This is a genomic window from Rhodococcus sp. FW305-130, assembly GCF_058788335.1.
Genome location: NZ_JBYTAP010000008.1, coordinates 315903 through 339446, shown reverse-complemented (window position 1 = coordinate 339446; position 23544 = coordinate 315903). Strand labels below are relative to the sequence as shown.

At 62.0% G+C, this 23544-nt stretch carries 17 protein-coding genes and 1 pseudogene; 1 reads left to right on the top strand and 17 read right to left on the bottom strand.

Annotated features, from left to right (window positions below; all coding sequences use genetic code 11):
* Window positions 1-47: 47 nt before the first annotated feature.
* From AC3WQS_RS25245 to AC3WQS_RS25220, 6 genes are all read right to left on the bottom strand, one after another.
* The gene (locus AC3WQS_RS25245; protein WP_019744235.1) at window positions 48-1160 is read right to left on the bottom strand and encodes an NDMA-dependent alcohol dehydrogenase; all 1113 of its coding nucleotides are present in this window, start codon (window positions 1158-1160) and stop codon (window positions 48-50) included.
* A 48-nt stretch (window positions 1161-1208) separates the two neighbouring features.
* Window positions 1209-2708: an aldehyde dehydrogenase family protein gene (locus AC3WQS_RS25240; RefSeq protein ID WP_019744236.1), complete on the bottom strand. Its 1500-nt coding sequence runs from the start codon at window positions 2706-2708 to the stop codon at window positions 1209-1211.
* A 108-nt stretch (window positions 2709-2816) separates the two neighbouring features.
* Complete coding sequence (locus AC3WQS_RS25235; protein ID WP_428689647.1) at window positions 2817-4484, bottom strand: sigma-54-dependent Fis family transcriptional regulator; 1668 nt, start codon at window positions 4482-4484, stop codon at window positions 2817-2819.
* A 4-nt stretch (window positions 4485-4488) separates the two neighbouring features.
* A complete protein-coding gene (locus AC3WQS_RS25230; protein ID WP_069146263.1) occupies window positions 4489-6126 on the bottom strand; it encodes an AMP-binding protein in 1638 nt (545 codons plus the stop codon).
* A gap of 207 nt (window positions 6127-6333) precedes the next feature.
* On the bottom strand, window positions 6334-7704 hold the full coding sequence (locus tag AC3WQS_RS25225; protein ID WP_019744239.1) for an MFS transporter: 1371 nt from the start codon (window positions 7702-7704) through the stop codon (window positions 6334-6336).
* 234 nt (window positions 7705-7938) lie between these two features.
* Entirely contained in the window at window positions 7939-8478 is a 540-nt protein-coding gene (locus AC3WQS_RS25220; protein ID WP_029254894.1) for a hypothetical protein, read from the bottom strand.
* A 189-nt stretch (window positions 8479-8667) separates the two neighbouring features.
* On the opposite strand from AC3WQS_RS25220, the gene AC3WQS_RS25215 reads away from it, so the two are divergent.
* Entirely contained in the window at window positions 8668-9531 is an 864-nt protein-coding gene (locus AC3WQS_RS25215) for a glycosyltransferase family 2 protein (protein WP_037125930.1), read from the top strand.
* Between the two features lie 15 nt (window positions 9532-9546).
* On the opposite strand, the gene AC3WQS_RS25210 is transcribed toward AC3WQS_RS25215, so the two are convergent.
* The 11 genes and pseudogenes from AC3WQS_RS25210 to AC3WQS_RS25160 all read right to left on the bottom strand — a co-directional run.
* A complete protein-coding gene (locus tag AC3WQS_RS25210) occupies window positions 9547-10845 on the bottom strand; it encodes an HAD-IB family phosphatase (RefSeq protein WP_492712447.1) in 1299 nt (432 codons plus the stop codon).
* A gap of 82 nt (window positions 10846-10927) precedes the next feature.
* Window positions 10928-11701, bottom strand: coding sequence for an ethanolamine ammonia-lyase subunit EutC (gene eutC, locus AC3WQS_RS25205; RefSeq protein WP_182263023.1), 774 nt, complete (start codon window positions 11699-11701; stop codon window positions 10928-10930).
* On the bottom strand, window positions 11698-13122 hold the full coding sequence (locus tag AC3WQS_RS25200; protein WP_019744243.1) for an ethanolamine ammonia-lyase subunit EutB: 1425 nt from the start codon (window positions 13120-13122) through the stop codon (window positions 11698-11700). Before AC3WQS_RS25200 ends, eutC begins: the two co-directional genes overlap by 4 nt.
* Window positions 13119-14591: an ethanolamine permease gene (eat, locus tag AC3WQS_RS25195; protein ID WP_003941913.1), complete on the bottom strand. Its 1473-nt coding sequence runs from the start codon at window positions 14589-14591 to the stop codon at window positions 13119-13121. The genes AC3WQS_RS25200 and eat overlap by 4 nt, the downstream gene beginning before the upstream one ends.
* Before the next feature lie 165 nt (window positions 14592-14756).
* A complete protein-coding gene (locus tag AC3WQS_RS25190) occupies window positions 14757-15317 on the bottom strand; it encodes a DUF779 domain-containing protein (RefSeq protein ID WP_492712446.1) in 561 nt (186 codons plus the stop codon).
* Window positions 15318-15408: 91 nt separating this feature from the next.
* Window positions 15409-16932 carry an aldehyde dehydrogenase gene (adh, locus tag AC3WQS_RS25185; protein WP_007730158.1) on the bottom strand — a complete coding sequence of 508 codons (1524 nt, stop codon included), beginning with the start codon at window positions 16930-16932 and terminating at the stop codon, window positions 15409-15411.
* A 143-nt stretch (window positions 16933-17075) separates the two neighbouring features.
* Entirely contained in the window at window positions 17076-18389 is a 1314-nt protein-coding gene (locus AC3WQS_RS25180; RefSeq protein ID WP_019744245.1) for a sigma-54-dependent transcriptional regulator family protein, read from the bottom strand.
* Window positions 18390-18473: 84 nt separating this feature from the next.
* Complete coding sequence (gene mftG, locus AC3WQS_RS25175) at window positions 18474-19976, bottom strand: mycofactocin dehydrogenase MftG (RefSeq protein WP_492712445.1); 1503 nt, start codon at window positions 19974-19976, stop codon at window positions 18474-18476.
* Window positions 19973-21370, bottom strand: coding sequence for a mycofactocin biosynthesis glycosyltransferase MftF (mftF, locus tag AC3WQS_RS25170; RefSeq protein ID WP_020906864.1), 1398 nt, complete (start codon window positions 21368-21370; stop codon window positions 19973-19975). Before mftF ends, mftG begins: the two co-directional genes overlap by 4 nt.
* A gap of 97 nt (window positions 21371-21467) precedes the next feature.
* On the bottom strand, window positions 21468-22160 hold the full coding sequence (mftE, locus tag AC3WQS_RS25165) for a mycofactocin biosynthesis peptidyl-dipeptidase MftE (protein ID WP_492712444.1): 693 nt from the start codon (window positions 22158-22160) through the stop codon (window positions 21468-21470).
* A 109-nt stretch (window positions 22161-22269) separates the two neighbouring features.
* Window positions 22270-23496: pseudogene (locus AC3WQS_RS25160) on the bottom strand (HNH endonuclease signature motif containing protein); the annotation flags it as partial.
* Window positions 23497-23544 lie beyond the last annotated feature (48 nt).

The following is a 23544-nucleotide window of genomic DNA, read 5'->3' as shown; positions in this document are numbered from 1 at the left end:
GGCCTTTATTAACCGCCCGCGGTTAATAAAGGCGCACAGCAGTTGTCCTACTTGTCGTGAATGATCACGCCACGGATGTTCTTGCCATCACGCAGATCCTGGTAGCCCTGGTTGACGTCTTCGAGGCTGTAGGTGTTGGTGATCAGTTCGTCGAGCTTGAGCTGACCCGCATCGTAGAGACGAAGCAGTCGCACGATGTCGTACTGCGGGTTCATGGATCCGAACAGCGTGCCCTTGATCGTCTTCTGATTCAGCGTCAGGTCGGTTCCCGACACGTGCACGGTCAGCTTGGCCGGATCGGCGAGACCCGTGATCACCACGGTGCCGCCCTTGCCGATCACTGCTGTCGCTGCACTGACCACGTCCTCGTCGACGGTGCCGACAAGGATGAGCGCCGCGTCGGCGCCCTGTCCCCACGTCAGCTCGTTGACCTTGGCAGCAGCGCTCTCGGCGTCTGCAAAGGCATGGGTTGCACCGAACTTCAGTGCGGTCTCACGCTTGAGAGCAACCGGATCGACCACCACGACGTACTTGCAGCCGGCCGAAACGGCGCCCTGGACGGCATTGATGCCGAGGCCACCGATGCCGTAGATCACCGCGGTGTCGCCGGCGCGAAGGTTACCGGCGTTGACTGCCGTTCCCCATCCCGAAGGCACGCCGCAGCCGACGACCACTGCTGTCTCCAAGGGAAGCCAGTCGTCGATCTTGACCACCGAGTGCTGAGAAATGGTGGCGCGCTCGGAGAACGTTCCGAGCATGCACATTCCGCCGAAATCCATTCCGTTGCCGTGGAAACGGAAGGAACCGTCCGTCATCGAACCTTCGAGGATGGTGGCACCCATGTCACAAAGGTTCTGGCGACCGGTCGAGCAGTAGCGACAGGTGCCGCAGTTGGGGATGAAGCTACATACGACGTGGTCACCCGGCTTGACCTTCGTGACGCCGGGTCCGACCTCTTCGATGATGCCCGAGCCTTCGTGTCCGCCGACAATCGGGTAACGCGGCGGGAGATCACCGTCGGTCAGGTGCAGATCCGAATGGCACAGTCCGGCAGCGGTGTACTTGATCAGTACCTCACCCACCCCCGGGCCGTCGAGGTCGAGTTCCATGATCTCGAAAGGCTTTCCGGGCTCGAGCAGTACAGCAGCTTTGGTCTTCACTGGTGATCTCCTTGATTGTCGGACGAGAGAATGAGCGATGGGGGTCGGTCAGAGGGCGATGTTGACGGCCTTGGTCTGGGTGTAGAGATCGATAGCCGAAGCGCCGAGCTCGCGGCCCCAACCGGACTGCTTGTATCCGCCGAAAGGCATTGCGGTGTCGAAGCCGTTGTACTGGTTGATCCACACCGAGCCAGCCTTGAGACGCTTGGCCGTGCGGTGGGCCTTGGAAATGTCACGGGTCCAGATGCCGGCGGCAAGTCCGTAGATGGAATCGTTTGCGGCAGTGATGGGTCCGTCGTCCGCGTTGAACGGCAGCGCTGCCACGACGGGTCCGAAGATCTCCTCCTGAACGATGGAGAATTCGGGCTTGACGTCGACGAAGACAGTGGGCTCGACGAAGTAGCCCTGATCGCCCCAGCGGTTACCGCCGGTGAGTGCACGTGCGCCGTCGGCGATTCCCTCACGGAGGTAGCCGGTGACCTTGTCGAACTGCTCCTGCGAGACCAGCGGTCCGAGCTGGGTGGTGGGATCGAGGCCGGGTCCGATCTTGACCTGGCTCGCTGCGTGCGCGACGGCCTCGGTGAACTTCTCGAAGATGGTGTCCTCGACGTACAGACGGGTACCCGCAACGCAGCACTGACCGTGGTTGAACAGCCAGGCGTTGAGTGAACCCTCCACCGCGGAATCGAAATCCGCGTCGGCGAATACGATGTTGGGGCTCTTGCCACCGAGCTCGAGCGTAACCTTCTTCAGGTTGCCCTTGGCGGCGTCGACGATCTTCTTACCCACCTCGGTGGAACCGGTGAACGCGACCTTGTCCACGTCGTCGTGGCCGGACAGTGCAGCACCTGCATCGCCGAAGCCGGGAACGATGTTGACGACGCCGGGCGGGAAGCCTGCTTCTTCGAAGACCTCCGCGAGAAGCAGTGCGGTGAGCGGGGTCTGCTCAGCGGGCTTGAGGATCACCGTGTTGCCGGCGGCGAGCGCGGGGGCGAGCTTCCACGACGACATCAGCAGCGGGAAGTTCCACGGCACGATCAGTCCACAGACGCCGATTGCCTCACGCAGGGTGTAGGCGTGGAACTCGCCGCCCGGAGAGAAGGGCATCGACACGTTGACGGTGCTGCCTTCGATCTTGGTGGCCCAACCCGCGTAGTAGCGGAAAACGTCTGCGGCCCAAGCCACGTCGACGGCGGTGGCGATGGCAACGGACTTGCCGTTGTCGAGAGCTTCGAGCTGACCGAATTCCTCGGCACGAGCACTGAGAATGTCGCCGACGCGCCAGATCATCCGCTCGCGCTCGTTTGCCTTCATCCGAGACCAGGGGCCGTCCTCGAAAGCCGTTCGGGCGGCGCGTACCGCGCGGTCGATGTCTTCGGCCTGGCCGTGTGCCACGTCTGCGAGCTTCTGTCCGTCAGCCGGGTTGTACGTCGCGAAGGTCTGACCCGAAGCGGCGTCGACGAATTCGCCGCCGATGTAGAGCTTCTTCGGTCCGTTCAGGAAACCCTGTACCGCGGAACTGATTGTGTGTTCGGCTACTGCCGTCATCGGAAACTCCCCTGAAGTAGTGAGGTGCGAATGTGATGCACGCCATACTTCCGCGCTTCCGGGGGTGCTAACTGTCCGAACTTTGTACAACTCAATTCGGACAGCAAACTACACAGTGATGTCGAGCGCCCGCATCCGTGTGTAGAGAGTGCTTCGGCTGATTCCGAGTTGCGCCGACGCGTGAACCTTGTTGCCGCCGCAGTCTTTCAACGCTCCGATGATCGCCTGGCGCTCGGCCTTCTCCCGCCCTGCCAACCGCGACACCTTGGCCGTGGTGCGATAGTCCTCGGGCAGATCGACGACGTCGATGCGATTACTCGAGCGTTCACCTGAGGCCCGATTCAACACGACGCGCAATTCGGCCAGATTGCCCGGCCAACTGGCCGCCGCGAGCGCTTCGGCAGCGCTGGCGGTCAACCTCAATTCGGGCGAGATCCCCTCCAACATCGCCTGAGCCAACTCGGCGATCTCGGCTTGTCGTTCTCGCAGCGGGTTGATGGCAATCCTGGAGGCACAACGCGAGATGAGTGACACGATGGCTGGCGGCAAATCCGCGACCGCGCCGCTGGTCAACACAATCCTCGGCCCCTCGGCGCTGGCATCGACCAGGTCTGCAACCAGTGGCAACACCGAATCGGGAAGGAGCTGCACCTGTTCGATCACGACCACGCCCGAACGCTTACGGGCTGCTCGCACAAGATCGGTGATCCACTGCTCACGGCCGTCGAACGCGATCCGCGTGGCATCGTGCCAACTGGCGTCAACGCTCCCGACCACGTCCGATGCTGCCGAAGTTCGACCGGAACCTGCTTCACCCGAGATGGCAACTGCGGACGACGACGCCCGCGCCCGCATCAGGTCGCGGCGCAGTCGTTCGCCCGGAGATGGTGCCCGCTCGTGGGTTCTGCGGATGGGTGCCCGTTCCCGCTGGAGTGGTTCGACCAGGAAGAGTGCGCCGCCGTCGGCCCCGGAAATCCGGTCGGCTTGAACTCGCGCCAGCGCACCGGACGCCAATTCGACTGTCACAAGCCTTGATTGATCAGGATTGAGATCGGCGATCAAGGACCGGAGTGATACGTGGTCGGCGGTGTCGAGCAGATCCAAGGCCGTTCGGTTGCTCAGCAGGATGTCGTCGCCGATGGCCGCGACGGCAATGTGGCGCTGATGTGACACTCGCTGGAATGCGTCGACCAGCCGCTGCTCCGACGCCTTGGAGCCTTCGAGCAGTCGTTTCTCGATATCCGCTGCAGCACGCGCGAGGAAGGGCGCGAACAGCGGGTTGGCCTGCGAGACAACGCCGGTCATGTCGAGAATACCCTCGACGCGACGTGTGACGGGATGCAGGATCGGCTGGCCGTAGCAGCTCAATCCCTTGAGGCTGTCGAGGAAATGCTCGTCCCCGTGGATCACCACACTTCGACCTACCTCGAGCGGCGTACCGAGCGCATTGGTACCGGCGTGCTCTTCACCGAAGCGTGAACCGTTGACGACGCCCAACCGCTCGATTGTCCGCTCGACGCGGCTGTCGGAGTACACCGAAGCGACCACGCGGCATTCTCGATCAGCAAGCAACACACAGAAACCGGTGCCCGCGATCTGTTGCGACACCTCGTCGAGCACGGGCGCGGCGGCCCGGAGCAGACGAGATTCGCCGTCTTGCTCCTCGGTGTCCACGGCGATTGCCGACGACGGATCGAGGCCACTCAGTCGAGAACGCTTCCAGGAGAGCGCGATCTCGGGGCGTACCGGCTCACGCTCCCCTGGGTTCGCGGACATACGCTCAGGCCTGACCGATCAATTCGATCGCCTGTTCTCGCATCGCGATCTTGCGGACCTTGCCCGTGACTGTCATCGGAAACTCGTCCACGACATGGACGTACCGCGGAATCTTGTAGTGCGCGAGCTTGCCGGTACAGAAGGCACGGACCGAATCGGCGTCCAGATCGTCTGCACCTTCGCGCATCTGGATCCACACCATCAATTCCTCGCCGTACTTTGCGTCCGGCACACCGATGACCTGCGCGTCGAGAATGTCGGGATGGGTGTAGAGGAACTCCTCGATCTCACGCGGATAGACGTTCTCGCCACCGCGGATGACCATGTCCTTGATGCGTCCCGTGATAGCGACGTATCCGGCCTCGTCCATGACGCCGATGTCTCCGGTGTGCATCCACCGGGCAGCGTCGATCGCCTCGGCGGTCTTCTCCGGGTTCTCCCAGTAGCCGAGCATGACCGAGTAACCACGTGTGCACAGTTCGCCCGGCTCGCCGCGCGGCACCGTCAGTCCGGTTGCCGGATCTACGATCTTGATCTCGAGGTGCGGCCCCACCCGACCGACGGTTTCGGTGCGCTGCTCGATCGAATCGTCCGAGCGGGTCTGCAGCGACACCGGCGACGTCTCGGTCATGCCATAGCAGATGGACACCTCTGCCATACCCATACGATCGATGACCTGCTTCATCACTTCGACCGGGCAGGGCGAACCCGCCATGATGCCGGTGCGAAGGGACGACAGATCGAAGCTGTCGAAGTCCGGCAGCGCCAATTCTGCAATGAACATCGTCGGAACGCCGTAGAGGGACGTGCACTTTTCGGCCTGGACGGCTTCGAGCGAGGCGCGCGGATCGAATGCCGGGCCCGGAATGACCATGGCAGCACCGTGACTGGTGCACGCAAGGTTGCCCATCACCATGCCGAAGCAGTGATAGAACGGCACCGGGATGCACACCCGATCGACCTCGCTGTAGTGGCACAACTCGCCGACGAAGTAGCCGTTGTTGAGAATGTTGTGGTGGCTGAGCGTCGCGCCCTTCGGGAAACCGGTAGTGCCCGAGGTGTATTGGATGTTGATCGCGTCGTCGGCCGACAACGCGGCTTGGGCAGCTGCGAGCGGAGCCGGATCGCTTGCCTGGGCCGCCAACCCGTCGGCAAGCACCGCGTCCCACTCGGGTGAACCGAGCAGGAGCACTGAAGTCAGATCCGGGCACTGCGGCCGCACCGTCTCGATCATCGACGCGTAGTCCGAGGTCTTGAAGCTGGCCGCAGACACCAGCGTCGAGATTCCGGCTTGCTCGAGCACGTACTGCAACTCGTGCGAGCGGTAGGCCGGATTGATGTTGACCAGGATCGCGCCGATCTTTGCCGTCGCGTACTGCGTGAACGTCCATTCCGGACAGTTGGGAGCCCAGATCCCCACCCGATCGCCCTTCCCCACACCACGGGAAAGTAGTCCGGCAGCGAGCCCGTTCACCTGCTCGGCGAACTCCCGGTACGTCCATCGTCGACCGCTGGCGTGGTCGATCAACGCATCGCGGTCGCCGTGTGCGGCAACCGTGCGATCGAGGTTGTCTCCGATGGTGTCGCCCAGCATCGGACCGTCCCATACTCCGGACGTATAGCTGGGCAGCGGCGTACTCATGTGTTCTGTCCTCTCCGGTTACCTGTTCAGGCACCTATGAGAGGGGCCGCCGCAGCGGACCCTCTCATCTACGAATTTACTCGATTCGGTGTGATGCACGACATACTTCCCGGTGCGGGGTGCCTGTAACTGTTCGAAGTCCGGACACCCCACCCGCCTGCTGTGCGCCTTTATTAACCGCCGGCGGTTAATAAAGGCGCACAGTGTTTACAGGGCGTGGTCCTTGGTCTCGACGAGCGCCCAGGTGCAGACCAGACTCACCACGCCGAGGATTGCCAACATGATTCCGATGGCCATACTCCCGTAGGCCGAGGCCAGCGGTGCGGCGATCAGCGGCGGCACTGCGCCGCCGAGCACTCCGGCGAGGTTGTAGCCGAGGCCGGCACCGGTGTAGCGGTAGCGGGTCTGGAACATTTCCGGAAGCAGCGCACCACAGGGGCCGTACGCGATTCCGAAGATCATCAGCGTGCCGAACATTCCGAGGATGAACGCGATCGGTGTTCCGGTGTCCAGGAGCGGGAACAGAATGAGCGCCCACACCACAGCCAGACCACAAGAGATCATGATGACCTTGCGACGCCCGATGCGGTCCGAGTACAAGGCGGAGACGATGATCGCCGCACCGAAGACGAAGGCGGACGCGATACCGACCGACAGGACGAACGGGCGGGAGAAGCCGAGGGTCTTGGTTCCGTAGCTCGTGAGGAACGCCGTGCCCATGTAGAAGAACGCGAACAGGCAAGCGAGGGCGCCGGCCGAGAGCAGGATTTCCTTGGTCTGGAACCGCCAGGCATCCAGGAACGGAAGGGTGCGAGGTGCTTCGTTCTTCTGCTCTGCGACGCGCTCTGCCTGCTCCGCCTTGAAGACCGGGGTCTCCTCGATGGCGAGTCGCATGTAGAGGCCGATGCCGACCAACACGATGGAGAACAAGAACGGGATACGCCAGCCATAGTCGAGGAAGGCTTGGTTGGTATCGCCGAGAACAGCGCCGGTGATGAGGAATGTACTGCTCGAGAGCACGAAGGCGATTGCGGGGCCAAGCTGCGGGAACATCGCATACAGACCACGTTTGCCCGGTGGGGCGTATTCCGCGGTGAGCAGAGTTGCGCCTGCCCATTCACCACCGACCGCGAAGCCTTGGCCGAATCGCAAGAGCACCAGGATGATCGGAGCCGCAACACCGATAGTTGCCGCACCGGGTAGCAAGCCGATCAGGAGCGTCGAGATACCCATGAGCAGGAGCGTCGAGATCAGAGTCTTCTTGCGACCGATGCGATCACCGAAGTGTCCGAACAGCATTGCGCCGACGGGCCGGGCGATGAATGCGACTGCGAAGGTCGCAAACGATGCGACGGTTCCCGCGGTGGCACCGAGCGCGGGGAAGAATACCGTCGGAAAGACAAGTGCCGCAGCAGTTCCGTAGATGAAGAAGTCGTAGAACTCGATGGTCGTGCCGATGCAGCTCGCGATCGCGACGCGCCGCACACTGGTGGTCTGCGGGGGTTGTGTCGCGCCTGCGGCACTCGCACCCCCGGCGCCGGCGGCGCTGTTGCCGCCTGTGGGAGAGACTGTGGTCACTCGATTCCTCCGTGGTCCCGTGGTGTCGCCCTGTGGGCATCACCGTCGATAGGAGGAAAGGTAGTGATGTGGCTCACCCCCGCACTACCCCCGAAAGGGGGTAGGAGTGATCTCGGTCACGACTTGTATGCAATGGTAACGAGTTTCACGGCTCTTCACATGCCGTGGGCCGTCCGATTCGTTCGCACGAATCGGACGGCCCACGCTGAACTGCGTCAGGTCCAGCGCTACGAATCAAGCCTTTCCGGCAGCCCCGAAAAGCTCCTGACGGATCTCTCCCCACACCGTGGCATAGGAGTCGATGATCGGTTCTGAAATCCACTTGGACTCCCCCGCTTGAACTTTAGCGAGAGCATCCGAGAAGAGATCCTGGTAGCGGGACAACCGCGGAACGAATGCCGACAAATCGTCGAACAGGTTTGCAGCCCGGCGGTCCAGCTCGGCAAGGGAATTCGCGTCTGCGTCGTCGATAAGTGCAACGAACTCCTCGTCCAGCGGAACGAAAGCCTCGTACACCTCGCCGATGGAGTCCTCGTCGATCGAGACCCGCTCAGCGTCCAACTGATCTTCGAGTTCCGCGAGGCCTTTCTCGGTCAGGCTGATGACACCTTCTGCTTCGGCCGCTTTACCCTGCGCGACAAGTGCGTCGTACGCAGCTTGACCGGACGCTGCACTGACGCCCAAGTGCTCGGCCAGTACAACCGCTCCGACCCGCTCCTTGAGACGTACTGCTTGGAGCAGCGCCAGTTCGTCCACATTGCCAGCGAAGGCCATCAATTTCTCCTACTCACGTGCCGCCTCTGCGGCTCCAGCATGTCAGCGGACACCCCTGGGTCTCCGAAGCCCAGTGAAGGGCTCGAAAGAATCAGATCACACACACTTTGCCATGTGTCGAGTAGCTGACGAGGGGCTCCCCGACTGACAATTCGGACGATCCGGTATGTTTGCAGCGTGATAGCTCCGATGGTGTCTGTGATAATCCCCTGCCTAAACGTCATGAAATACATCGACGTCCAGCTGACTGCGTTGAGCGAGCAGAACTTCGGCGGAGTTTTCGAGGTCATCGTGAGTGACAATGGATCGACAGACGGTCTCGAACAGCACATTGCAAATCACCCGCTCACGGCTGAGCTCGACCTTCGATATATAGATTCTTCTCAGAGAGCTGGAATCAGCTTTGCCCGGAACAATGGGTCGGCAAATGCGCGTGGGCAATTTCTTGCATTTTGCGACGGTGACGACCGCGTCCACAGCTCCTGGCTGACCCAGCTGCTTCTTTCGGCCGAATTCGCAGATCTGATTGCCGGCGGCGTGGAATCAGAATCGATCAATTCGCCGGAAGTGCATTCGTGGCGACCGTTTTCCTCGACGGACGGGCTGGTTCTCGGCCGCTTTCTTCCTTCTGCGATGGGTTGCAACATTGGAATCTGGAAGCGCGCCTTCGATTCGATCGGCGGCTTTGACGAATCGATGACAGCGGGCGAGGATGTCGAGTTTTCGTGGCGAGCCCAGATCTCAGGCCTGTCCTTCGCCCACGCGCCTAAGGCAACCGTCGCCTACCGGCTTCGATCAACCCTTAGCGGAACATGGCACCAGACCGTGTCGTACGGTATGGCTGAAGTCGAGCTATTTCTTGCATTTCGTGACTACGGGGTCCGACGACCGACGATAAAATCTTCGCTCACCACTCTTGCCGGCCTAATCTTGCTGAATCCGTTGATTCCACAAAGGCTCAGCGGAATGCCGCGGGGTCGATGGATCGCCTTTGCCGGTCTACAGGTGGGCAAACTCAAATGCGCCGCCAGGAATCGCACCTTCTACTTCTGAGCGCCCGATATCGTTTCAGGCGACGGAATCGACCTGATCGGGGATCACGCTGCCGTCCGCACGAGTCACGGCGCCTTTCTCCCCGGCCGCGTCGGTGTATGCATCGGTCGAGCAGTGATAGGGAGCATCCGCCTGTGCTTTCGGTTCGATGAACATGGGGTTGACCAGCCATTTTCCGTCACTGTTGTCGTAGGCATTGCACATCAGTTCGGGATTGTTGCGGTTGATCACCAGGCGCGCACCGGTCGCATCTCCGAGGAACGTCACGTCGGTGACAGAATCACCGGCAGCAAACACCTGACGCCGATCCGCAGGCAACTGCTCGAACGCCGTAGGCCCTTGGACCCCGTAGACAACCTCGTTGACCTGGCACCGCTTCCCGTCGATGTACGGAATGACCGAGTCGTCACCGTCCGCAACCCCACCACATCCCCGCAGGCGCCCCGTCAGAACGCCGCCCTCGACGATCGGCCGAACTCCCATCACGTGATCGGCATCCAATCCCAGCTGCTCCGACCAGACACGAACGACCGGTTCGGCCGACGCGGAGATGATCCGCACGTCGAATCCATGAGCGCCGAGGGTTTCCACCAAATCTTCAATTTGCGCGTAGTAACGCACCGAGCCGTCGACTTCCGTGGTACCGACGGTCTGATCGGATCCTTCTGCAGCAGCGAGATTCTCAGCACGCGCTGCGCGGGCGTACTCGGTGATCTCGTCCTCGGTGTGCCCCGCCATCAACTGCACCGCCCACGCGTATGCAGCCTTGGTCCGGCGGTGATCGTAGCCGTCGAATGCAACCTGTCCGTCGCGAGTCTTCTCCTCGAGTACCGCAACGATCTCGTCAGCGCAGTCCAAGTCGGTACTGGTTACCAAGGGTTGACCCGGGGCGGTCTCCGAGCCACACGCGGCGGAAAGTGCGGCAGCGCCGGCTGGAGCCATGAAGCGACTCGTGGTCGCCCAGTCCGCTCCGGCGGGCTGTAACACCTTGTTGTTCTTGATCATCCAGAATGCAGTGGCGCTTCCGATGTCGTTCTTGACAACTGTGTTGTCCCAGTCGAAGAGCGCCAACGGAGCGCCGTCATCGACATCACCTGCAGCTCCACACGTTCCGAACTCCGTCATCATGGCATCCAACCTCACACGGTTGACGCCGTACCACGCCAGACTGGGATCCAACGCCGCGCAGGATGAACTACTCTGCGCCGCATCCTCTTTCGTGGCACTCTCGGCCGAACTACACGCAGTTGCACTCAACAGGACACTACCTACGGCCAACGCACACAGGGCGCGGGCATGCAGCGAACGGAACATCGATTCCCTCATTTTCGTCGTGATTCGGGTACGACGGCATACCCGAGTGTCGATCGACCCGGGTATGCCGTGCAGGTGTCAACTAATCGAGCGTCAGCACTTCTCCCGACGCAACGGCGTCGGCGCGAGAGGTGTCCTTGAGGTCGACGCCGGAGCGGCCCAATTGGCGCGCTCCCGTCACCAACCCCAGAACGACACGAGCAGCCTGCTCGTATCCGAGGCCCTCGGGTGGGTGGACATTGGAAATGCAGTTTCGATCCGCGTCGGTACGACCGACGCGGGGAAGATGAGTCAGATAGATCCCGACGCTGTCCGCAACGGAGAGCCCTGGACGTTCGCCGATCAGGACGATCGCCGTCTGCACTCCCATCGCGGCGGCGATGTGATCACCCAGTGCCACACGGGCATTCGTGGCGATCACCGGCGGCGCAATCGAGTACCGCTCCCCCAACGCCGTGACCAACGCGGACAGTAGTTGCTCGCCGTGGTCCATCAGTGCTCGCGGGGAGAGTCCGTCGGCGAGGATGAACCCGATTTCCTTGTCGGAGCTCTTGATCGCGCTCAGGTCCGCGGGTTGTCGCCCCAGGTCGGGTCTCCGGAGATACTCGCTGCGAGTGGAGACGCTGCTCGCGACCACCACCGGTGCCCCGATACCCACCCCGTCGACCCGACTGGCGAGAGTCTCGGAATCGAGTGGCTCGTGCACTGCGTCGCGGGCTGCGGCGTGTGCTGCCTTAAATTCGAGAACCCGCTTGGTGGGCAACGAATCTCCGGCACGCCCCAGCCCGATACGCGATTGTGTGGTCTTGCGCAGTGGACCCCAGAAATCGAGGATCGGTGCCTGATCTTCGGTCATGAGTTCACCGTCAAAGCCCTCAGCGGCGACATTTCGGCGTCGATCGGAAGAACCCGACCGTTTGCGTCGGTCATCCCCAAGTTGTGGAGCCAGGTCTCGAACTCCGGGGCGGGCTGCAAACCGAGGACCTTACGCACGTACAACGCGTCGTGGAACGCCAGACTTTGATAGCCGAGCATCACGTCGTCGGCGCCGGGCACCGCGATCACGAACGCCGCGCCGGCGACGCCCAGCAAGGTGAGGAGGTTGTCCATGTCGTCTTGATCGGCTTCGGCGTGGTTGGTGTAGCAGACGTCCACTCCCATCGGCAGCCCGAGGAGTTTTCCGCAGAAGTGATCCTCCAAGCCCGCGCGAATGATCTGCTTGCCGTCGTAGAGGTACTCGGGACCGATGAAACCGACCACCGTGTTGACCAGCAGCGGCTCGAGATCTCGGGCCACGGCGTATGCCCTGGTCTCGAGTGTCTGCTGATCGACCGGGGCTCCGCCGGTGCCGTAGTGGGCACCTGAACTGAGGGCGGACCCCTGCCCTGTCTCGAGGTACATGACGTTGTTGCCGACCGTTCCGCGGTTCAAGGAGCGTCCGGCCTCGTTACCTTCGCGCAGTAGCGGAATGTTCACTCCGAAACCGGAATTGGCGCCTTCGGTACCGGCAATCGATTGGAAGACAAGATCGACCGGCACCCCCGATTCGATCAGTCCGATCGTGGTGGTCACGTGAGAGAGCACGCACGACTGAGTCGGGATCTCGAATCGCTGACGGATGTCGTCGAGCAGGTGGAGCAGATCCGAGGTGGCCTGGGGTGAATCCGTCGCAGGGTTGATGCCGATGACGGCGTCGCCACATCCCATCAGGAGACCGTCCAATGTGGCCGCCGCAATGCCGCGTGGATCGTCCGTCGGGTGGTTTGGCTGGAGTCGGGTGCTCAGCCGTCCAGGCAGTCCGATGGTAGTGCGGAACCCCGCGGTGACCGTGATGGCCTTGGCGACGGCGATCAGGTCCTGATTGCGCATGATCTTGCTGACGGCGGCTACCATCTCGGGGGTCAGACCGGGACTCACGGCGGACAAGCGTGCTGAAGCTTCCGGCGCCGACGCAGTCTCGAGCAGCCAGTCCCGTAATCCGCCAACAGTCAGGTGGGCCACTGGCGCAAATGCGAGGCGATCGTGGCTGTCGATGATGAGCCGGGTGACCTCGTCGTCCTCGTACGGAACCAACAGATCTTCGAGGAACACAGTCAACGGAAGATCAGCCAGAACCCATTGGGCAGCAGCACGTTCAGCATCGGAGCTTGCCGCGCAACCGGCGAGTTCGTCACCCGACCGCAGTGGTGTCGCTTTTGCCATCAGATCGACGAGACCGTCGAACGAGTAGTTGGTTCCGGATACCTGCTGGTGATACTTGGCCATCCCGCGACTCATCCCAATTCTTCTTCCGCCTGTGCAAGTACAGCAAACTCCTCGTCCGGCGAGTTGGCAACAAGGTGGTGACGACTGTAGAGACCGAAGTACGCCATCAGAACTCCGAAGGCAACCAACGTCAGCAATGCCGCAACGGGATCGACCAGGAAGGTGGCCACCACCGACACTGCCGCGATCACGAGCGCAAACGAGGTGGTGGCGATACCGCCGGGCGTGCGGTACGGGCGCGGCATGTTCGGCTCACGCTTACGAAGAACGATGTGACTCACCATCATCAGGACGTAGCTGACTGCCGCGCCGAACACCGCCATGTTGAGCAACATGGCACCTTCACCGGTGAGTGAGAGCGCGAAGCCGATGATTCCGGGAACGACGAGCGCGAGAGTGGGGGCCTTGCGCTTGTTGGTCACCGACAGGTTCTTCGGCAGGTAGCCGGCGCGGGAGAGAGCAAACGTCTGACGTGAGTAGGCGTACATGATCGAGAAGAAGCTCGCGACCAGACCGGCAAGTCCGATGTAGTTGACGGCCTTTGCCGCTCCGCTGTCCCCCAGCGCCTCGACGAGCGGATTTCCGGAGGTGGACAGGGCATCGGCGCCGAGCGCGCCGGTGGCGAGGAAGAGAACCGTTGCGCCTGTGACGATCAGGATCAACATGCTGATGATGATGCCGCGGGGGACGTTCTTCTCCGGCTCACGTGCTTCCTCTGCGGCAAGCGGTACACCTTCGACGGCAAGGAAGAACCAGATCGCGAAGGGCACGGCGGCCCAGATTCCGAGCAGACCGAATGGCAGGAACGACGAGGATCCGACTGCGCTGGTGTCGACGGCGATATCGGTGAGGTTGGACGAATCGAAAAGGCCGACAGCCGAAACCGCGAACACGACCAGGCCGACGAGTGCAATGGCGGTGATGATGAACATCGCCTTGAGTGCCTCACCGGCGCCGGTGAGGTGAATGCCGATGAAGATCGCGTACACCGCGAGGTACACCCACCACCCGTCGGTGATCCCGAAGAGGTTCAGGGACTCGACGTACGCACCGATGAAGGTCGCGATCGCTGCGGGTGCTATCGAGTACTCGATGAGAATTGCTGTGCCGGTGGCAAATCCGCCCCATGGCCCCATGGCCCGTCTGGCAAACGTGTATCCACCACCAGCGGCAGGAAGTGCCGACGACATCTCGGCCATACCGAGCACCATCGCCAGGTACATCCCCGCGATGACGACGGCCGCGATGAGAAGGCCACCGAAACCACCTTCGGCCAGACCGTTGTTCCAGCCGGCGTAGTCACCGGAAATCACATAGCTGACACCCAACCCCGCAAGCAGCACCCACCCTGCTGTTCCCTTTCGGAGTGTTCGTTTCTCCAGATACGAATTGTCTTCCGCATGGAAGTCTGCGCCGTCGTGGTGTGCACCCGCGGCACCGGCGTTTTTGCCGGTTGCGTGGTCGGAAAGAGACATGTCCATCCTCTGAATCGGTCAAGAATGAGACGACGCACGGTGGATGCGTCGCGTGAAATGAACGGTATGTGGGCGATGTACGGAGAAGGTCGCGTGGAGATGACCGTGCTGTTAACTGGCTGTCATGTGAGCGGCCCCGAGTCTGTTCAGATCTTCTTCAGGCGGCCGTTCTCAGGATCGGGCGGCCGCGCCCGGCACCGGGCAGGCATCGACGGCCTCGGCGACGACCTGGGGAACCGTCGGGGGCGAAGGACGCACGCCCGCTTCCCAATCAGCGCCCACGAGAATGCTCGACGCGCCGAGTGCTTCGTTTTCGTCCGGTGTGAATGCCCTTGCTCGACTGAGGAATCTGAATCCTTCAGGAGACTCCAGGCTGAATCCGCTGCCGCGGCCGGGCACGACGTCCAGCACCAACTGGGTGTGCTTCCAGGCTTCGAACTGTGATCCGGAAATCCAGACCTGTACAGCGTCGGTTCCGGTGGGAAGGTCTTCGGGAATCTCTCCGACAGCAAGTCGGAGATCGACGATTCCGAGTAGTACGTCACGGTCCCCGATGATGAATTCGCCTGAGGGATAACACATCGGGGCCGAGCCGTCGCAGCATCCGCCGGATTGATGCATCATCAGTTCGCCGTGAGTCCCGCTGAGGCGGCGTAGCAGGTCAGCCACCCCAGCGGTGGTCACCAACCGGGGTGGAACGGCGCCGGTATCGGGTGTGTCCGTGGCGCTCATTCCAACCTCCGTGTGTTTGTGCAGGTTTCGCGTGTTGCAGTCTTGCGCACCGGCACCCGCAGCGAGGGGCTCACGGGTGCCGGTGGGTCGATCAGAAGAAGCCCTGAGCCTTCTGGGCGTAGCTGACCAGGAGGTTCTTGGTCTGCTGGTAGTGCGAGAGCATCATCAGGTGGTTCTCGCGGCCGATGCCGGACTGCTTGTATCCACCGAAAGCGGCGTGTGCCGGGTACTGGTGGTACGTGTTGGTCCAGACGCGACCGGCCTGGATGTCGCGGCCTGCGCGGTACGCAACTCCGCCGTCGCGGGACCAGACACCGGCGCCCAAACCGTAGAGCGTGTCGTTGGCGATTTCGATGGCCTCGTCGTAGTCCTTGAACGAGGTGACCGAGACGACGGGTCCGAAGATCTCTTCCTGGAAGATGCGCATCTTGTTGTTGCCGGTGAACACCGTCGGCTGGACGTAGTAGCCGCCGGACAGGTCTCCGCCGAGTTCGGCCCGCTCACCGCCGGTGATGACCTTGGCGCCTTCGGCCTTGCCGATCTCGATGTACGAGAGGATCTTCTCGAGCTGATCGTTGCTGGCCTGGGCACCGATCATGGTGTCGGTGTCGAGCGGATCCCCTTGGCGCACAGCCTTGGTGCGAATGGCGGCCATCGCGAGGAACTCGTCGAAGATGTCTTCCTGGATCAGCGAACGTGACGGGCAGGTGCAGACCTCGCCCTGGTTGAGGGCGAACATCGTGAAGCCCTCGAGTGCCTTGTCCTGGTAGTCGTCGTTGGAGGCGAGGACGTCGGAGAAGAAGATGTTGGGGCTCTTGCCACCGAGTTCGAGGGTCACGGGGATGAGGTTCTGCGACGCGTACTGCATGATCAGGCGACCTGTGGTGGTTTCACCGGTGAACGCGATCTTCTTGATACGCGGGCTCGACGCGAGCGGCTTTCCGGCCTCGACGCCGAAGCCGTTGACGATGTTGAGCACACCGGCAGGCAGCAGGTCACCGATGATGCCGATGAGGTGCAGGATCGAGACGGGTGTCTGCTCGGCAGGCTTGAGCACGATGGCATTGCCGGCAGCAAGGGCGGGAGCGAGCTTCCACACGGCCATGAGGATCGGGAAGTTCCACGGAATGATCTGGCCGACTACGCCGAGCGGCTCGTGGAAGTGGTACGCCACGGTGTCGGAGTTGATCTCCGAAAGCGAACCTTCCTGTGCGCGAATAGCTCCCGCGAAGTAACGGAAGTGATCGATGGCGAGCGGAATGTCGGCGTTGAGGGTCTCGCGGATCGGCTTGCCGTTGTCCCACGACTCGGCGAGTGCGATGGATTCGAGGTTCTCCTCCATACGATCAGCGATCTTGTTCAAGATGATCGCGCGCTCGGCGACCGAGGTCTTGCCCCAGGCCGGAGCTGCTGCGTGCGCTGCGTCGAGAGCGAGCTCGATGTCTTCTGCGGTGGAACGAGCCACATCACAGAAATTCTGTCCGGTCACCGGTGTCGGGTTCTCGAAGTACTGACCCTTGACCGGAGCAACCCATTCGTTGCCGATCCAGTTGTCGTATCGAGACTGGAAGGACATGATCGCGTCGGCGGTACCTGGGCGGGCGTACACGGTCATTGCAAGCTCCTATGTAAACGTGATCTTCCTGGGCGCACCCACCAAATCGGTGACTGCAATCCCACCCCCCGGTGGGGTGTGATTCACAACACTAGGAGTTGCAACGTTGCAAGTACGTTGCGTGCGAGAAACGCAGATGATTCTCAGATGCCCAATTGGCGGTCGAGGAGATCAATTCTTGCCTGGACCTGGGAATACAGCGGAGATTGAGGATCCAACGTGGACAGGTAGGCCTCCCACACGACGGAGTCTTCGCGCCCGTGTACGGACGTGGTCCACCGGGCCAGAAGGTTGGCATCACCTCCACGCAGCAGAGCCGCCTGAACCCTGGTGCGTAGTTCTTCCCGCACCTCTTCGATTCCCGGGGAGGCCGAGCCTGCCAGCACCGGGCCCGAATAAAGTTTCATCGCCGTCGCTGCGTCTCCGCGATCCAACGCCGCCCGCACGTCGCCGACGTCTGTCGTGAACTCCGTGATGATCCGATAAGGACGCGAAGCCAGCCGGTCGGCACCGAAAACCTTACGAAGCCGCGACATTTCCGCGCGGATGGTCACTGCGTCGAGCTCCCCTTCGTCGAGCAGGACCGCAAGGTGGTCGGAGCTCAGACCCTCCGGATGTTCGGAGAGCAGAAGGAGAATCTCGGCGTGACGCTGCGAAATCGGGATGCGGTCACCGCCGCGAACCAGCGTCGGCCGGCCGGCGCCGAATGTTTCGAGGCGCGGAGCCGTGGCGCTGAGCGGGATAGGCGAGTTCAAGAGGTGGAATCGCAATTCCGATTCGGCGGCCGCAACAGTTGCACGGATCAGCGACAGCACTTCGGGAACCGCGACCCTGGGACCACCGGTGATGTCGATGGCACCAAGGATTTGCCCAGTGGTGGGATCGTGGACGGGTGCGGCCGAACAACTCCAGTCGTGCACGGTTCGGTTGAAATGCTCGGATCCGAAAATCTGTACGGAGTGGTCGAGAGCAAGCGCCGTTCCCGGCGCATTGGTGCCGACACGATCTTCGCTCCAGTCGGCGCCTTCGACGAAGTTCATGGACAACGCTTTGTCCTTGGCCGAGTTGTCACCCTCCACCCAGAGCAGTCGACCGTGTGCGTCGCTGATCGCGATCAGCAATCCGGTCTCGGCAGCATCTTCCACCAGGAGTTTCCGAATCACCGGACGGATCAGTGACATGGGATGCGCGGACCGATATTTTTCGAGTTCCAACCCCTCGAGCATCTCAGGATTGCCGACAACATCAGGATTTACTCCCTTGTTGCGGCTCCGCATCCAGGACTCGAGCACGACCGAACGGACATGGGAGTCGTCGGTCAGCCCTTGGCCGGGCACGCCGCGGGCATCGATGAACGACTGATGGGCAGACGAAAGTCGCCGCGCGAGTAACGCGACGTCATCGCCTGGCCTGACCGCCACCCACGGGTTGCCGGACACAGCCTGTTCACGTGCCATATTTTGCGTTCCTCCGCTCCGTGGACCACTGTAACGCCGATCACAGCCCCTAGGCGAGAACGACCATTCGGTATGACTGTCGACCTAGCCTGCTGCCCCTCGCGGCCACTCGTCACCGAGCAGGATGGCGCTTGCTCGTTCCGCGACCATCACCGCGGTCGCGTGTGGGCCGCGGGTCGGGATCGTCGGCAGGATTGACGTGTCAACAATACTGAGTCCTGCCGCGCCGATCACACGGCACCGATCATCGACGACTGCGAACAGGTCCGATTCGGCACCCATCACGCAGCTACCGGACATGTGCAAGGACGTACCGAGGCGAGATTCGATCCACTCGTCTGTGTACTCCACGACGGGGCGATCGATCAACCCGGTCTCGGCGATCGACTCGAGAAGGTTCTCGGCGATCTGCATTCCTTCCCGAATGGCTGCTCGATCGTGCGTCGACGCGACGTAGTTGTATCGAATACGCGGTGCCCCAACGGGATCCCCCGATGCCAGTTCGATGCTCCCCCGACTGCGCGGCGCCATGAGGACCACCCCGACGCCGTGATCCATGCGAGGCACACCGGGTACCAAGTCTGTGAAAGATGCGGTGTACGGGCGGATTTCAAGCTCGGCGAGATTGAGTGCAGTCTCCAGCACCGGTGTCTGCGAGCGAATCGTACGAGGCGTCGAAAAATGGTACGGCAGCAGCACTTCCGGATGGTCGACGAAGTTCTGGCCGACGCCAGGTCGATCGAGAATGACGGAAACTCCTTGATCTGCAAGTTGTTCCGCCGGACCGACACCGGAATTCAAGAGAATGTGCGGCGTCGCCACCGCACCCGAACACACGATCACGTGGTCGGCACGAATGCGTCGGACGTTGCCGTCGTCGAGAACGTCGACGCCGATCGCACGGGTTCCCGAGAATACGATGCGAATGACGTTCACTCCGGATTCCACCCGCAAATTCGGGCGGTGCAACGCCGGCATCAGATACCCGATCGCAGTACTGATCCGACGATGATCCGCCACGTTCAGTGGCACTCGGCCGACGCCGAACGAGTCCGGCGCATTCTTGTCGACGTCGTCGGGAAAACCTGCTCCGAGCGCTGCCGCATGAAACTCACCGCTCAGTGGATGCAGTTGGTCCCACGCTCGACGCTCGACCGGGATCGGACCGGCGGTCCCGTGGAACTCGCCCTCGAAATCACGATCCGTCTCAGACTTCTTGAAGTACGGCAAGACGTCGTCGTATCGCCAAGCACTCGGCCAGTTCTCGAAATCTGCGCGGGTCGCGCGCGTGAAGTACGCACCGTTGACGGCCCCGGACCCACCGAGTGTCCGCCCGCGCGCAATCGTGGACGCCCGACGCGGTGTCAGTTCGACCGGATACGTCCACGTGTATTCGCTCGCAGGTCCGACCGGCAGTCGGTACGGATCACCCAGGACGTCCGGAAGTTCGAGCGCCGAACGATATCCGCTTCCCGATTCGAGGAGCATCACCGTGGCGGATGGATCTTCACTGAGCCTGGCTGCGACGACGCAGCCACACGTGCCACCACCGACAACCAGGAAATCTGCGTAGTCGGCTTCTGTCACTTGGTGATTCGAGGTTTCAGCGCCGCCCAGTCACGGGCGTCGAACGCGCCCCGCCAGAGTCCGGCTCCATACGCGATGTCATCTGCTCGTTTGAAGAAGACGTACCGAACCGGACCCAGCCCGCCTGGCTCACGGTGGCGATACCAGTCCACCAAACCTTCGGTGACTGCCGCAGCGACGGCCAGTCGCCGAATTCGACGGGAAGCGATCACCGCCAGAAGAGTCACCGGCCAGTAGTGACGACACATCGCCGAGGCGAGTTGCCAGAATCCTCCGACAAACCCCTGCGCAGTGAGGATCGCTGCGATCCGGGTGGGCTGACTCAGCCCGTTGAACATCTTTCGCAGGCGATACACCGTGAAGAGCAGAGCGCCCAGCGCACTCGCAAGACCGGAACGGGTCAGTGTTGCGGCGGCGATGCACGCGAAGAGCGTCGAGAACGACATCGCCATCGGCGGAACCGAACCCTCGTGTCTTGCAGCCAACGGCGCCGCGCCCGTGCCGTAGAACGCTCTCCTGGCGAACCACTTGTCGAACTGAACTCGATGATCGTGGGCGACATGCGCAACCGGTTCGTACCTCAGTCGCCAACCCGCAGCCTGCAGTCGCCAGCAGAAATCAACGTCCTCGGCCACTTCGAGACTCTCGTCGAAACCGTTGCATTCGAGCGCCACGTCGCGCCGGACGATCACGGCCGCGCTGGGAACATAGGCGACCGGACTTCCCGACTTCACCGCAGCTTCTTTGCGTCCGAGGTCGAGAGACGATCGCATGTTCTCGTACCGCGCCAGCGCCGTCCCGTACGGATCGAGGGCGACGATGCGGGGCGCAACAAGGGCAACCCCTGGATCGCTGAAGTGGCCCAACATCAACTCGAGCCAACCGGCACGCGGTATGACGTCGGAGTCGAGGAAAGCTACGAAACGTGTTTGGGCCGAACGCAATCCCGAGTTTCTCGCTGCCGAGGGTCCGCGGGCGCTCTCGTGCCGCACCACTGTGATGGTTCCGGTGCCCGGGCAGGCGCGACGGGGCTCCACCGGCACTTCCGAACCGTCGTCGACAACGATGACGGTCAGATCCTTGAGGACGGGCAGTAGGCGTTCGACGCCGGCCTGGTTGTCCTTGACCGGAATCACGACGGTGACATCTGCAGCAGACGGCGTCGACATCGGACGAGGATTCGCGACGCCTGAATCGAGAAGGTGACGAGCAACCGCAGCGCTCTGCTGGTCGACCACCTCGAGGAAGCCGTCACCGATCATCGCCGCAGCCGTCGGAGCCAGCTTGAGCATCCGTGTCGGAGAGCCGCCGATGAGCACCCGGCCGCCCGAGTACGTGCGCACCTTGGGGTCCAACCGAATGCCGAAGCCGTCGGGGAGTCTTGCTGGTCGCATCAGATGATCGTAAGGGACGTAGCCCGTCGTGCTGCAACTCGTCGCAGCCTCGAAAGCCGTCGCAGGTGGACCGTCCGCCCCCACTCGGTCGTGGTCGTCACCGAAGCCTCCCATCTGGACCAGGCTCCCACCGGGCCAGTCCATCCGTCACGCGTCCTACCAACTCACCGAAGATGTATGCGCCGTCTTCGGCGGTAGCCCCGACTGGATTGCCGAGAACGCCGTTTTGCGACACAGCGACCATACCGCCCGAACGCATTCCTGGCATCAGGTCCGCGATAGGAGACAAATTTCCTGTCTCAGCAAGGCTCATGTGCACCAAATCGGGCGAAAGGTGCAGCAATAGGCTCGTTTCAGTGTGTCCCGCGTGCGCATCGGCACCCGCAACAGCGCACGGCACCCAAGCGGCGTCACGTCCCTCGTATCGAAGAAGTGCCACAGCTTTGGCCAGCGCGGGACCATTTCCGCCGTGGCCGTTGACGAACAGCACCCGCTTCGTCCAATTGAACGCCGACCTTCCGTATTCGACGACGAGGGTTTCCATAGCCTCGGCACCGATCGAAATCGTGCCGGCAAACCCTTCGTGTTCGCCGCTCGCCCCGTATTCGATGGCCGGGGCCACGACGACGTCGGGCAGGGCCTGTGCGACTGCTCTCGCGATCCGAGTGTCGGTATCGAGAGGCAGGTGCGGTCCGTGTTGTTCGAAAGAACCGACCGGGACCACGACGGTGAGCGCAGTGCCCTCGAGCGCCGGACTCGGGATGGCAGCAAGGTCACGCGGAGAACTCATCCCCCGATCGTATTGGTGCCGGCCCCTCTCACCGCAACACAGCATGCGGATACACCGGGGCATGGTTGTGCCCCGGTGTATGAGTTTTCAGTTGTCGCGGTTCACGCCGCGGTGGGCTGTTCCCGCCGATCGGCTGCTGATACGGATCAACCGACATCGGCGGATAGAACACCGTCTTCCGATCCGGGCCGATCTCCACCCGCCACTCCGTGTGGTGCATCGTCCGATGATGGTGACCGCACAACAAGATCAGATTGTCGAGATCTGTTGGGCCACCATCGTTCCAATGAACAATATGATGAGCATCGCACCACCCCGACGGAGTCCCACACCCCGGAAACGCACACCCACCATCCCGAACCGCCAACGCCCGCCGCTGCGGAACCGTCGCCGTTCGCACTTCCTTGCCGCAGTCGAGCGGAACACCGTTCTCGTCCAGGAGGATCCGAGTGACTGTGCAGTCGCAGGCCAACATCCGCGCAGTATCGATACTGATCGGGCCCACCCAATCCGTCCACGCAAACCCCAACTCCTCGGTCGACGGCAACAGGTCTTTCAGAACTTTAAGGTCCGTCATGTCTTTCGCCGATGCGGTCACCGTGATGTGCGGTTTCACGCCGCCCTCGATCGGACCCAACCCCGCCCGCTCATACCGGCGCAACAATTCACAAAACCCGTCCGCCCGCCGTAATGCCGGAGTACGCGTGTCTTTGACGCCGTCTTTCTCCGGCGTCGGCGCCGACAAACTCGACAACAACGTGATCAGACGGGCCCCGTTCACAGCATCCAGATCACCCCTCACAGTGACCCGCCCGTACAGGCCTTTCGAGGCGTAGAACTCGTTCCGCTCCGAATCTTCCCCGACCGGGACCCCGTCCTCGCGTTTGCCGTACTGCTTCTCGATCCGCCGAATCGCCGCCCGCACCGCATCACAATCCACGATGTTCTTCGACGCCAACCCGAGCAGAATCCCCCGGGCCTTGTCCACATCCGCCAGGGTCATGTTCTTCGGCGGATGCTGACAAAACGACGCCACCTGACGCGCTTTCAACGCATCCACGTCACCACGGTGAAACGCATCGCCCACAACGGGTTCGAGCATCAACAACCGCGCCAACCCGACCAGCAGACTGCACTCACCGATCTCCAGATTCGTCGAACCGTGCAACCACTGCGCGATCGCCCGAAAACCCTTCCCGCCGAGAACATCCCGGGAGAACATTTCCACGATCAGCAACACCATCCGCGATTGCAACTCGTGCCGGGCGTGCACCAGATCGAGAACCTCACTCTTGAGGCCCTCGCCATCCAGTTGCCACGCTTCCCGACTGTTCATACCGAAAGTCTAATCGAACATACTTTCGAGAACCAGAGACAAAACGGA